At 69.3% G+C, this 11,555-nt stretch carries 11 protein-coding genes; 2 read left to right on the top strand and 9 right to left on the bottom strand.

Going from position 1 to position 11,555, the window contains the following annotated elements:
• From C693_RS0112505 to polA, 3 genes are all read right to left on the bottom strand, one after another.
• On the bottom strand, positions 1–1,475 hold a 1,475-nt coding region (locus C693_RS0112505), incomplete at its 3' end, for a UvrD-helicase domain-containing protein (protein ID WP_017462620.1).
• A 94-nt stretch (positions 1,476–1,569) separates the two neighbouring features.
• Positions 1,570–1,788 (bottom strand): hypothetical protein, encoded by a 219-nt coding sequence (locus tag C693_RS0112500; RefSeq protein ID WP_017462619.1) that lies wholly within the window; start codon positions 1,786–1,788, stop codon positions 1,570–1,572.
• 350 nt (positions 1,789–2,138) lie between these two features.
• A complete protein-coding gene (gene polA / locus C693_RS0112495) occupies positions 2,139–4,874 on the bottom strand; it encodes a DNA polymerase I (protein ID WP_017462618.1) in 2,736 nt (911 codons plus the stop codon).
• Between the two features lie 114 nt (positions 4,875–4,988).
• Between polA and C693_RS0112490 the strand changes: the two genes are divergently transcribed.
• Entirely contained in the window at positions 4,989–5,507 is a 519-nt protein-coding gene (locus tag C693_RS0112490; RefSeq protein ID WP_017462617.1) for a DUF2782 domain-containing protein, read from the top strand.
• Positions 5,508–5,517: 10 nt separating this feature from the next.
• On the top strand, positions 5,518–5,949 hold the full coding sequence (locus C693_RS0112485) for an EamA family transporter (protein ID WP_017462616.1): 432 nt from the start codon (positions 5,518–5,520) through the stop codon (positions 5,947–5,949).
• Positions 5,950–6,065: 116 nt separating this feature from the next.
• Here C693_RS0112485 and C693_RS0112480 read toward each other — a convergent pair whose 3' ends face one another.
• The 6 genes from C693_RS0112480 to prmA all read right to left on the bottom strand — a co-directional run bounded on the left by C693_RS0112480 (position 6,066) and on the right by prmA (position 11,533).
• Positions 6,066–6,770: a glutathione S-transferase gene (locus C693_RS0112480; RefSeq protein ID WP_017462615.1), complete on the bottom strand. Its 705-nt coding sequence runs from the start codon at positions 6,768–6,770 to the stop codon at positions 6,066–6,068.
• Positions 6,771–6,842: 72 nt separating this feature from the next.
• The gene (locus C693_RS0112475; RefSeq protein WP_017462614.1) at positions 6,843–7,520 is read right to left on the bottom strand and encodes a GNAT family N-acetyltransferase; all 678 of its coding nucleotides are present in this window, start codon (positions 7,518–7,520) and stop codon (positions 6,843–6,845) included.
• Positions 7,521–7,545: 25 nt separating this feature from the next.
• Entirely contained in the window at positions 7,546–9,156 is a 1,611-nt protein-coding gene (purH, locus tag C693_RS0112470; RefSeq protein WP_017462613.1) for a bifunctional phosphoribosylaminoimidazolecarboxamide formyltransferase/IMP cyclohydrolase, read from the bottom strand.
• Between the two features lie 149 nt (positions 9,157–9,305).
• Positions 9,306–9,593, bottom strand: a complete 288-nt coding sequence (locus C693_RS0112465) for a helix-turn-helix domain-containing protein (protein ID WP_052329393.1) — start codon at positions 9,591–9,593, stop codon at positions 9,306–9,308.
• A gap of 159 nt (positions 9,594–9,752) precedes the next feature.
• On the bottom strand, positions 9,753–10,556 hold the full coding sequence (locus tag C693_RS0112460) for a zinc-ribbon and DUF3426 domain-containing protein (protein ID WP_026107389.1): 804 nt from the start codon (positions 10,554–10,556) through the stop codon (positions 9,753–9,755).
• An 80-nt stretch (positions 10,557–10,636) separates the two neighbouring features.
• Positions 10,637–11,533 carry a 50S ribosomal protein L11 methyltransferase gene (prmA, locus tag C693_RS0112455; protein ID WP_017462611.1) on the bottom strand — a complete coding sequence of 299 codons (897 nt, stop codon included), beginning with the start codon at positions 11,531–11,533 and terminating at the stop codon, positions 10,637–10,639.
• Between the last annotated feature and the right edge of the window lie 22 nt (positions 11,534–11,555).

Genomic DNA, 11,555 nt, shown 5'->3' with positions numbered 1-11,555 from the left:
CCCCGCCCCTCTCCCCCGGCCTCGCCGGGGGAGAGGGAGTCCGACAAGGCGGGGTTGAAGTCGCGCGCCATCTGGTCGATCAGCGCGAGGAAGGCCTTCACCGCGTTCTTCGCGCGGCCGGCCAGCTCGCTGGCGCCGGACAGCTCGGTCAGCGCGGCTTCCCACATCGAGGTGTTGTCGGTGCGCGCGCGCCGGCGCAACACGTCCAGCGTGCGGTCGCCGATGCCGCGCGGCGGCGTGTTCACTGCGCGCTCGAAGGCGGCGTCGTCGTGGCGGTTGGCGGTCAGCCGCAGGTAGGCCAGCGCGTCCTTGATTTCCGCGCGCTCGAAGAAGCGCAGGCCGCCGTAGACGCGGTAGGGAATGTTGCGCTGGGACAGCTGTTCCTCGAAGTTGCGCGACTGCGCGTTGGAGCGGTAGAGAATCGCGCAGTCCTTGGCGTCGCCGTGCTCGTCGATGTATTCGCGGATGCGCTCGACCACGAAGCGCGCTTCGTCCTGCTCGTTGTAGGCGGCATACAGCGCGATGCGCTCGCCGGCGTCGCCGTCGGTCCACAGCTGCTTGCCGAGGCGACCGCCGTTGCGCGCGATCACCGCGTTGGCGGCCTTCAGGATGGTCGCGGTGGAGCGGTAGTTCTGCTCCAGCTTGATCGTGCGTGCGCCGGGGAAATCCTTCAGGAACTGCTGCACGTTCTCGACCTTGGCGCCACGCCAGCCGTAGATCGCCTGGTCGTCGTCGCCGACCACGAACACCTGCCCGGTCGCGCCCGCGAGTACGCGGATCCACGCGTACTGCAGGGTGTTGGTGTCCTGGAACTCGTCGATCAGCAGGTAGCGCCAGCGATGCTGGTAGTGCTCCAGCACGGCGGGATTCTTCAGCCACAGCTCGTGCGCGCGCAGCAGCAGCTCGGCGAAATCGACCAGGCCGGCGCGGCGGCAGGCGTCCTCGTAGGCCTGGTAGATCTGCACGAAGGTGCGGGTGACCGGGTGGTCGTGGTGCTCGATGTTCTCCGGGCGCTTGCCCTCGTCCTTCCAGCTGTTGATCTGCCAGCAGGCCTGGCGCGGCGGGAACTTCGCGTCGTCCAGTCCCAGTCCGGCGACCACGCGTTTGACCAGCCGCTGCTGGTCGTCCGAATCGAGGATCTGGAAACCTTCCGGCAGGCCGGCCTCGGCCCAGTGCCGGCGCAGCAGCCGGTGGGCGATGCCGTGGAAGGTGCCGACGGTGAGGCCCTGCGTGCTCTGCGGGATCAGCGCACCGAGGCGCGCGCGCATCTCGCCGGCGGCCTTGTTGGTGAAGGTGACGGCGAGGATCGCCCACGGCGGTACCTGTTCCACCTCGCACAGCCAGCCGATGCGGTGGGTAAGCACGCGGGTCTTGCCGGAGCCGGCGCCGGCCAGCACGAGGTAGTGGCCGGGCGGGGCGCAGACGGCTTCGCGCTGCGCGTCGTTGAGCGAATCGATCAGGTGCGAGACATCCATCCGCACCATTGTAGCGGCGCCGAGGCGATTGCTCCGGGTAAAAGAAGGCCGCCGCCCCTGCGGGCAACGGCCGGATGTCCTCGCGGATGAGGCCTCAGCGCTTGCTGACGAAGCCGCCGATGGCCAGTACGCCGCCGATCACGATGCCGGCGATGCCCACCCACTGCGGGATGGCCTGGTCGTGGGTGGCGGTGATCTCGGCCGGTCCGAGCTTGGCCACGGTATCGGTCTTTTTGTAGCTGCCGTTGCCGACGGTGACCCAGATACCTGCGGCCAACAGCACGATGCCGACGATGATGAGACCTGCACGCATGGGTGATCCTCCTGTTTGGGTGCGCCGATCATACGGGGTCGGCGCGTGCAGGCCGGGTGCACGTCGCCCGCTTCGTTCATGTACGGCGGGCGAAAAAAAGCCCCGAAGGCCAGGGGGTGCCTTCGGGGCCGGGTTTGGCGAAGCGGCCCAGGGGAAGACCGGTATCGCCGCGATACGGAGGCCCAGGGGAAGGCGCGTATCGGATGGGTTCTCCAGGGAGGGGTTGAACCCATGGATGCCGTTGCGTGCATCCGATGGGATAGATCGTCCGAAGCCGGGAAAAGTTGCCCTCGCTTCCGGGAAAGATTTAGCGCCGATTCATTTGACGAAAATCCAACAACCGCGCGGGTTCAGTGCGCCTCGTCCCAGTTGGCGCCGACGCCCACATCGACCAGCAGCGGCACCTTCAGTTCGGCCGCGCCGCTCATCCGTGCGACCACGCCCTCGCGCACCGCCTCGACCGCGTCCGCGCGGACCTCGAACACCAGTTCATCGTGCACCTGCATCAGCATGCGGGCATCGTCGCGGCCGGCCAGCCAGCCGTCGACGGCAATCATCGCGCGCTTGATGATGTCGGCCGCGCTGCCCTGCATCGGCGCATTCACCGCGGCGCGCTCGGCGCCCTGGCGCAGCGCCTGGTTGCGGGCGGCGAGGTTCTCCAGGTACAGCCGGCGGCCGAAGATGGTCTGCACGTAGCCGTCGCGGTGCGCCTGGGCGCGGGTGGCTTCCATGAAGGCGTGCACGCCGGGGTAGCGGGCGAAGTAGCGCGCCATGTAGTCGCTGGCTTCGCCGCGGTCCACCCCGAGCTGTTTGGCCAAGCCGAAGGCGCTCATGCCGTACATCAGGCCGAAGTTGATCGCCTTGGCGGCGCGGCGCTGGTTGGAGCTCACTTCTTCCGGCGCGACGCCGAACACCTCCGCCGCGGTGGCGCGGTGCACGTCGCCGCCCTCGTGGAAGGCCTTGAGCAGACCCTCGTCGCCGGACAGGTGGGCCATGATGCGCAGCTCGATCTGCGAGTAGTCGGCCGCCATCACCCGCCAGCCCTCGGGAGCGATGAAGGCCTGGCGGATGCGCCGGCCCTCCTCGGTGCGCACCGGGATGTTCTGCAGGTTGGGGTCGGAGGAGGAGATGCGCCCGGTCGCCGCGCCGCCCTGGTGGTAGCTGGTGTGCACGCGGCCGGTGCGCGGGTTGACCATGCCGGAGAGCTTGTCGGTATAGGTCGAGCGCAGCTTGGCCAGGCCGCGGTAGTCGAGGATCAGCCGCGGCAGCGGGTGATCGTCGGCGATCGCCTCCAGCGCTTCCTCGTTGGTCGAGGGCTGGCCCTTGGGCGTTTTCACCCGGGCCGCCAGACCCAGCTCGTCGAACAGGATCGCCTGCAGCTGCTTGGGCGAATCGAGGTTGAAGTCGCGTCCGGCCTCGGCGTAGGCCTGCTGCTGGATCTCGTGCATGCGCTTGCCGAGCTGCTGGCTCTGCTTGCGCAGCTCGTCCACGTCGATCAGCACGCCGCGCTGTTCCATTCGCGCCAGCACCGGCACCAGCGGGATCTCGATCTCCTCGTAGACCTTGCGCAGCGCCGGTTCGCCCTGCAGCTTCGGCCACAGCGCGTGGTGCAGGCGCAGGGTGATGTCGGCGTCCTCGGCGGCGTAGTCGCGGGCGGTCTCCAGGTCGACCTGCGAGAAGGAAATCTGCCTGGCGCCCTTGCCGGCCACCTGCTCGTACTTGATCGTCTCGTAGCCGAGGTACCTGCTCGCCAGCGAATCCATGTCGTGCCGCGTGGCCGTGGCGTTCCACACGAAGGACTCGAGCATGGTGTCGTGCTTCACCCCCTGCACGGTGATGCCGTACTGGCTGAGCACGTTGATGTCGTACTTGGCGTGCTGGCCGAGCTTGGGACGCGCGGGGTTCTCCAGGATCGGCTTGAGCGCGGCCAGCGTGGCCGCGCGATCCAGCTGGGTGGGAGCGCCGGGGTAGTCGTGCGCCAGCGGGATATAGCAGGCGTGGCCGGTCTCGACCGCGAACGAGGCGCCGACGATCTCCGCCTGCATCGCGTCCAGGCTGGTCGTTTCGGTGTCGAAGGCGATCAGCTCGGCGGTCTCCAGTTTCGCCAGCCAGGCGTCGAGCCGGGCCGGGGTGGTGACCAGTTCGTACTCGCCCCGGGCCGCCAGTTCGGTGGCCGGAGTGTCGTCTGCCGCCGGTGCAGGCGCCGATGCCGGGGCCGCTGCGGGCGTCGGCCCGGTGTCCGCGCCACCGTCCAGTTCCTTCAGCGCCTGCTTGAACTCGTAGCGGGTGTAGAGCTCGCGCAGCGTCGCCACGTCGGCGTCGCGGCGGGCCAGGTCGGTCGGGCCCTGCTCAAGCGCGACGTCGGTCTTGATGGTGACCAGGTCGCGTGACAGCGGAAGCTGCGGCAGCGCGGCACGCAGGCTCTCGCCGATCTTGCCGCCGACCTTGTCGGCGTGCGCGATCACGCCGTCCAGCGAGTCGTATTCGGCCAGCCACTTGGCGGCGGTCTTCGGGCCACACTTGGGCACACCGGGCACGTTGTCCACGGTGTCGCCGGTGAGCGCGAGGAAGTCGATGATGCGCTCGGGCGGCACGCCGAACTTGTCCTTCACGGCGTCGGCATCCATCACCGTGCCGGTCATGGTGTTGACCAGCGTGATGTGCGGGCTGACCAGCTGCGCCATGTCCTTGTCGCTGGTGGAGACCTCCACCTCGATGCCGGCCGCCTCGGCCTGCCGCGCCAGCGTGCCGATCACGTCGTCGGCTTCCACGCCCGGCACGCGCAGGATCGGAAAGCCCAGTGCCGCGACGATCGCCAGCATCGGCTCGACCTGGGCGCGGAGATCGTCCGGCATCGGCGGTCGGTTGGCCTTGTACTGGTCGTACATGTCGTCGCGGAAGGTCTTGCCGGGGGCGTCGCTGACAAACGCGAGGTAATCCGGATTCGCCTTCAGCGTGGCGCGCAGCATGTTGACCACGCCGAACAGCGCGCCGGTGGGCTCGCCCTGCGCGTTGGTCAGCGGCGGCAGCGCGTGGAAGGCGCGGTAGAGGTAGGAGGAACCGTCGATCAGGATGAGCTTGGCCATGCGCGGCATTCTCGCATGGGCTTGCGCAGGCGACCGCTGCGACATGCCTTCAGCATTTGCGCGGGGTGGCCGCTGCTATGCTGCGGACCTGTCCCCTGCGTGAGGTTACGCGCCATGTCCGCCCGCCTTCCCCTGGCTCTCGCCACCCTGCTGCTCGCTGCGCAGGTGCATGCGCAGGATGTTCCGTCCAAGCCCGACCTGCCGGCCCTGCCGCCGCCGGGCCTCAACGATCCCGGCGTGAACACGGCCACCGCCCCCGCTCCGGCGAAGACCGCGCCGGCGCCGGAATCGACGCCCGCCGAGCTCACCCCGACCCATCTGCCCGGCAAGCCGATCCCGCTGCCGCGGGCACCGGGCGACAACCGTCCGACGGAGGCGATTCCCGAGGTCAGCGTGCATCGCGACGGGGACAAGACGGTGCAGGAGTACCGTCGCAGCGGCCGCCTGTACATGGTGGTGGTGACGCCGAAGAACGGGATCGAGCAGACCTACATGGTCGATCCGAACGGGCGCTGGGTCGACGAGCACGGCCAGAAGCCGGTGGGTCCGGTGATGTACAAGATCCTGGAGTGGGGCAAAGCGCCGCCGCCGGCGGGCTCCGGCGACGACAGCGGCGACGGCGGCTCGCACTGAGCCTTTCGCGATGCCGCTGCGCGACAGCTGGCTGCTCTTCGCGCTGGGCTCGGCGTGCTTCGCCGCGCTTACCGCGATCTTCGGCAAGCTGGGCGTGGCCGGCATCAACTCCAACCTCGCCACTTTCATCCGCACGGTGGTGATCCTCGGCGTGACGGCCGCCATCCTCAGCCTGCGCGGGGAATGGGCGAAGCCCTCCGGACTGCCCTGGCACAGCTGGCTGTTCCTGGTGCTGTCCGGCGTCGCCACCGGCCTGAGCTGGCTGTGCTACTACCGCGCGCTGCAGCTCGGCCCGGTGAGCAAGGTGGCGCCGATCGACAAGCTCAGCGTGGCGATCGCCATCGTGCTGGGGCTGGTGTTCCTGGGCGAGAAGCCGAGCCTGCCGCTGCTCGTCGGCGGTACCCTGATCGTGGCGGGCGCCATGGTGATCGCCCTGTTCTAGGCATCCCACCGTAGGAGCCCGCTCGCGGGCGATGCTCCTGCTCCTGATCCCCATCGAAGAAAAGGGAAGAGAAAGGGCATCGCCCGCGAGCGGGCTCCTACGGGGCCTTCGCTTCCTCAGCCATCCAGCTCCGGGTAGTGGCGAAAGATGCCCTGCGTATTGAATGCGATGCGACGCGGCGACGCGATATAGGCGGCGATGTTCGGACGCTGCTCTATCCGGTCCGCCAGGGCGCGCAGGCGAGGCATCCGGCGTGCCTGGCGGCGCATCGCCTTCGGATAGGCGTACTCGAGTCCACGCACCAGCTGGAACAGCGACAGGTCGACATGGGAGTGGCGGCCCAGTGCGTGCCGTCCGCCGGCGGCTTCCAGTGCCTGCTCGAAGTAGCCGAGGAAGCGCGGCAGCCGCTCCCGGCGGAACACTTCGGCGCGCCGGATCGCCGCGTCGCGCTGCTCCTCGTAGTACAGCGAGCCGGCCAGCGGGTGGTGGTTGTCGTGGATCTCGGCGACCGCGTCGGCGATGGTCAGCTGCCACTGCAACGCGTGCGTGCGCCGCGATTCCGCCTTCGGCACCAACGCCAGTGGCGGACCGAGGACATGCAGGATGTTCGCCACCTGCGCGATGACCTGCCGCCCGGCCTTGAGGAACGGTGGCGCGAACGGCCTCGCGCCGGCCGCCCTGCCGTCCAGAAAGGGCTGCATGACGTCGTCGCCTTCGATGCGCGCCATGTCGACATAGCTCGCGCCGGCATCCTCCAGGGCCAGTCGCACGAATTCACCTCGGCCCTGGATGCCGGTCCAGTAGTAGAGCTGGTAGCGCATGGCGTGCGTCCTCGCAGGGGATGGCGACGAAGCTAGCGGCTACCGGCTGAAGCCGGCGTGTTCGCGCCGGCGTCAGGCGCGCGCCAGCACGGTGACATGCACGTCCGTGCGCCACACGAAGCCGAGTTGCTCGTACAGACGTATCGCCGCCGTGTTGTCGCGCCAGGCATGCAGGAAAGCGGTGTCGCCGCGTGCGGCGATGTGGGCGGCGACGTGCCGGGACAATCGTCGCGCCAGGCCTCGCCCTTGGAAGTCCGGATGGGTGCAGACACCGCTGACTTCGGTCCAGCCGGGGAAACGGAAGCGCTCGCCGGCCATCGCCGCGAGGCGGCCGTCGATGCGGATGCCGACGAAGCGCCCCATGCGATGGGTGTGTGCGAGGAACGGGCCGGGCCGGGTGAGCTGCGCCAGCGCCAGCATCTCGGCCGCGTCGTCGTCGCCCAGCACTGCAATGTCGCTCTCGTCCGCATCGCCGGCCAGCGGCTGAAGCGCCACCATCTGCACGCCCCAGGCCTGCTTCACGGCGGCAAGGCCCGGCGGTACCGCAATCGGCGGCACCTGCAGCTGGTAGACCTGCTCTCCGACGTCGATCAGCCCGGCCAGCCCGGCCAGCGCCTCGTCACTGTCATCGCACGCCGAGGCAAACAGGTTCACCTCGGGGAGGTAGCGCCGCGCCCGCTCGTCGCCCAGCGACAGCGCTTTGTGCGCTGTCGCCAGGCTGGACCAGATCGGCCGGTCGAGCGGATGCATGGCGCGCTTTGTACGCCCGGATGGCTCAGTGGCGGAAGTGGCGCATGCCGGTGAACACCATCGCCATGCCGTGCTCGTCGGCGGCGGCGATGACCTCGGCGTCGCGCATCGAGCCGCCCGGCTGGATCACCGCGCTGATGCCGGCGGCAGCGGCGGCATCGATGCCGTCGCGGAACGGGAAGAACGCGTCCGACGCCATCACCGAACCGCGCACTTCCAGCCCTTCGTCGGCCGCCTTGATGCCGGCGATCTTGGCGCTGTACACGCGGCTCATCTGGCCGGCGCCGATGCCGATGGTCTGGCGGTTCTTCGCGTAGACGATGGCGTTGGACTTGACGAACTTGGCCACCTTCCAGGCGAAGATCAGGTCGTCGATCTGCTGCGGCGTCGGCGCGACCTTGGTGACGACCTTGAGATCTTCGGCCTTCACCATGCCGGTATCGGCGGTCTGGATCAGCAGGCCCGAGCCGACGCGCTTGACGTTGTTGCCCGGGTGCGCGGCGACCAGGTCGGTGCCGGCTGGTACCGGGATTTCCAGCACGCGCACGTTGCCCTTCTTGGCGAAGGCCTTGAGCGCGTCGTCGCTGTAGGACGGCGCGAGCACCACTTCGACGAACTGGCGGGCCACGATCGCCTGCGCGGTGGCGCCGTCGCACTCGCGGTTGAAGGCGATGATGCCGCCGAAGGCCGAGGTCGGGTCGGTCTGGTAGGCCAGGTCGTAGGCCGCGCCGATGCCGTCCAGGCTCACCGCCACGCCGCAGGGGTTGGCATGCTTGACGATCACGCAGGCCGGCTTGACGAAGCTGCGCACGCATTCCCACGCGGCGTCGGCGTCGGCGATGTTGTTGAACGACAGCTCCTTGCCCTGCAGCTGCCGGAACGTGGCCAGCGTGCCGGCATGCGGATACAGGTCGCGGTAGAACGCGGCGCTCTGGTGCGGGTTCTCGCCGTAGCGCAGGTCCATCACCTTGACGAAGCGGGAGTTGCTCTGTGCCGGGAACGCCTCGTGGCCGGCGATCGCCTCATGCGCTTCGTCGAGCTTGAGGCCGGAGAGGTAGTCGCTGATCGCGCCGTCGTAGTTGGCCACGTTGTTGAATGCTGCGACGGAGAGCTTGAAGCGGGTGGCGCGGGTCAGGCCACCATGCTGCTCGATCTCGGCGATCGCCTCGGCGTACTGCGCCGGGTCGGTGAGTACGCCGACGTCGTTCCAGTTCTTCGCCGCCGAGCGCAGCATCGCCGGGCCGCCGATGTCGATGTTCTCGATCGCGTCTTCCAGCGTGCAGTCCGGCTTGGCCACGGTGGCCTCGAACGGGTACAGGTTCAGCACCAGCAGGTCGATCGGCGCGATGCCGAGCTCGGCCATCACTGCGTCGTCGGTACCGCGGCGGCCGAGCAGGGCGCCGTGCACCTTCGGGTGCAGCGTCTTGACGCGGCCGTCCATGATTTCCGGAAAGCCGGTGACCTCGCTGACGTCGGTCACCGCGATGCCGGCCTCGCGCAGGGCCTTCGCGGTGCCGCCGGTGGAGAGCAACTGCACGCCGGCAGCGGCGAGGCGCTTGCCCAGATCGAGCAGCCCGGTCTTGTCGGAGACGCTGAGCAGGGCGCGGCGGACGGGCGTGACGGCGGGGGCGGGCATGGCGGCTTCCAGGGCTTCGGGAGCCGGCGATTATAGCCCAGGCACGTCGGCCGATTCCGCTCGGGCGGCAGCGGTCGCCCGGCGGTATGGACGGCCAAACGAAAAGGGCCCCGCAGGGCCCCGATCATCGTGCGGCGGCTTGCCGAAGGTCAGAGCAGGCCGTGCTGGGCCAGCTTCTTGCGCAGCGTGGCGCGGTTGATGCCCAGCGCGGTGGCCGCGCGGCTCTGGTTGCCCTCGTGGAACGCCATCACCTCGCGCAGGAGCGGCCCCTCGACCTCGTGGATCACCAGCGCGTGCAGCCCCTCACTGCATTCCGTGTCACCGATGTCGGCGAGGTAGCGGCGCACGGTGCGCGCGACACACTCGCTCAGCGCGCTCTGCGACGAGGCATCCCGGCCGGCCTCGGGGACAGGCAGTCTCACGGCATTCAAAGGCATATCCCTCACGTCCTAGGGCGACGGCTGCATCGGCCGTCGCCTCGATCTGATTGGTGGTTGCCGCGGAAGCGGCAGGCAGCCGATGTCGAACGACCTGCTGCGCGAAGGCACCGAGTGTACTCGCGCCGGGGTGCAAAATTAAGTGCGTGACGCCCTTGACTATTCGAAGCCGAACTCGAACGCCACGGCCCTGCGGCCGGGATCCTCGACCTCCAGCACGACGGCGGTGGTTGCGCCGGGCGCCATGCCGGCGCGCAGGCTCTCGCTGTCGTCCAGGTACTCGGACGGGCGCAGGCGGCGCATCGCCACGTGGTGCCCCTGCGGGTCGGACAGCACAAGGGTGATGATCGGATAGGGTTGGGCGAACGGGGCATCGTTGCGGAACGTGGCGCTGATCATCAGCGCGCCCTTCACGCTGGGATGCGCCTCCACGTCACGGGCGACCAGATGCATCTGCCGCACGCTGCGTACCAGCGGCAGCCGGCAACCGAGGACGGTGCATGCCTGCCGCAGCCAGGGACCGGTCACCGGGTCCGACAACAGGGTGTTGCGCTGGGCCCATGCGACCTGGGCGCCGAGCAGCAGCGTCAGCAACAGACATACTGTTACCCAGGGCCAGCGACGCTCGCCCAGGCCGTCGTCCGATCCGCTGCGCCGACGCCGCCGGGCGAAACGCGGGGCGATGTCCTGGTCCTGCCAGGCGACGGGCAGTCCGTTCGCCCCCACCACGGCTTCCGGCTCGGGGCGCGGCCGATACACGGCCAGCTCCAGCTGCGGCGGAGGACCGGACACGGCCGGCGGCGCCAGGTGCTGGAAGGGTTCGGGCGGCAGCTGGCTGGCGATGCAGGCGAGCGCATCGAACACCGTCTGGCAATGTCCGCATTGCACGTGCCCACCCGCCGGCATCAGGGCATCGGCGTCGAGCGAAAAGACGGTGAGGCAGTCAGGGCACTGGGTGTACATGCGGACCGGCGCGGCGAAGTGCCGCCAGCCTAGTGCAGCGGCGGCGACAAATCATCGGGGCATTGCGCAGAACGCGCGGCTCAGCGGCGGCGTCCGCTGATGCGGACCCAGTCCTCGCGCCGGTCCACGCGCAGTTCGTCGAACCATTCGGCGTAGCGCGCGAGCAGTTCGTCCTGCTGGCCGTCCAGGATGCCGGAGATCGCGAACGGCGCGCCCGGCTTCGCCGCCGCGGCGAAGGTCGGTGCCAGCTCCCCCAGCGGGCCGGCCAGGATGTTGGCGACGAACACGTCGGCCGGCGGCGCGTGGAAATCCTCCGGCAGGCATACGCTGAGGCGATCCGCCACGCCGTTGCGCTCGGCGTTGTCGAGCGAGGCGGTCAGCGCCTGCGGGTCGTTGTCCACGCCCACCGCGCTGGCCGCCCCGAGCTTGAGCGCGGCGATGGCGAGGATGCCCGAGCCGCAGCCGTAGTCGGTCACCGTCCTGCCGGCGAGGTCGAGCGAGTCCAGCCACTCCAGGCACAGCGCCGTGGTGGGGTGGGTGCCGCTGCCGAACGCCAGGCCCGGGTCGAGCCGGACCACCACGAGGGCGTCGTCGGTCGGCGGTTCGATGTTCCACGGATAGATCCACAGTCGCCGGCCGAAGGCCATCGGCTGGAACTGATCCATCCACGCGCGCTCCCAGTCCTGGTCTTCGACGTCGGTGAAGGCAAGCTGGTCCGGCTCGACCCAGGGCAGCAGTTCGGCCACCGCTTCGCCCAGGCCGCGGCGGTCGGTATCGGCCTCGAACAGGGCGTTGAGGGTGATCGTCGGCCACAGCGGCAGCTCGCCCACGCCCGGTTCGAAGATCGCCTGCTCGTCCGGGGTTTCCGCGTCGGCATCGCGCAGGGTGATGGACAGCGCGCCGAGTTCCTCCAGTGCCTCCTCGGCCTGGGGCTGCTGTTCGGCGCGGACGGTGAGGGAGAGTTCGAGGAAGGGCATGAGGAGGGAAGTGAGCGAAGAG

The organism is Dyella ginsengisoli LA-4, assembly GCF_000334915.1.
Taxonomy (GTDB): domain Bacteria; phylum Pseudomonadota; class Gammaproteobacteria; order Xanthomonadales; family Rhodanobacteraceae; genus Dyella_A; species Dyella_A ginsengisoli_A.
The sequence above is the reverse complement of the archived record's forward strand: the minus strand, read 5'-3'. Positions and strand labels throughout refer to the sequence as shown.

Bases quoted from the DNA above. Each gene is read 5' to 3' on its own strand.
- C693_RS0112500 (WP_017462619.1), bottom strand. From the start codon at position 1,788: ATGCGTGCAGGTCTCATCATCGTCGGCATCGTGCTGTTGGCCGCAGGT.
- polA (WP_017462618.1), bottom strand. From the start codon at position 4,874: ATGGCCAAGCTCATCCTGATCGACGGTTCCTCCTACCTCTACCGCGCC.
- C693_RS0112490 (WP_017462617.1), top strand. From the start codon at position 4,989: ATGTCCGCCCGCCTTCCCCTGGCTCTCGCCACCCTGCTGCTCGCTGCG.
- C693_RS0112485 (WP_017462616.1), top strand. From the start codon at position 5,518: ATGCCGCTGCGCGACAGCTGGCTGCTCTTCGCGCTGGGCTCGGCGTGC.
- C693_RS0112480 (WP_017462615.1), bottom strand. From the start codon at position 6,770: ATGCGCTACCAGCTCTACTACTGGACCGGCATCCAGGGCCGAGGTGAA.
- C693_RS0112475 (WP_017462614.1), bottom strand. From the start codon at position 7,520: ATGCATCCGCTCGACCGGCCGATCTGGTCCAGCCTGGCGACAGCGCAC.
- purH (WP_017462613.1), bottom strand. From the start codon at position 9,156: ATGCCCGCCCCCGCCGTCACGCCCGTCCGCCGCGCCCTGCTCAGCGTC.
- C693_RS0112465 (WP_052329393.1), bottom strand. From the start codon at position 9,593: ATGCCTTTGAATGCCGTGAGACTGCCTGTCCCCGAGGCCGGCCGGGAT.
- C693_RS0112460 (WP_026107389.1), bottom strand. From the start codon at position 10,556: ATGTACACCCAGTGCCCTGACTGCCTCACCGTCTTTTCGCTCGACGCC.
- prmA (WP_017462611.1), bottom strand. From the start codon at position 11,533: ATGCCCTTCCTCGAACTCTCCCTCACCGTCCGCGCCGAACAGCAGCCC.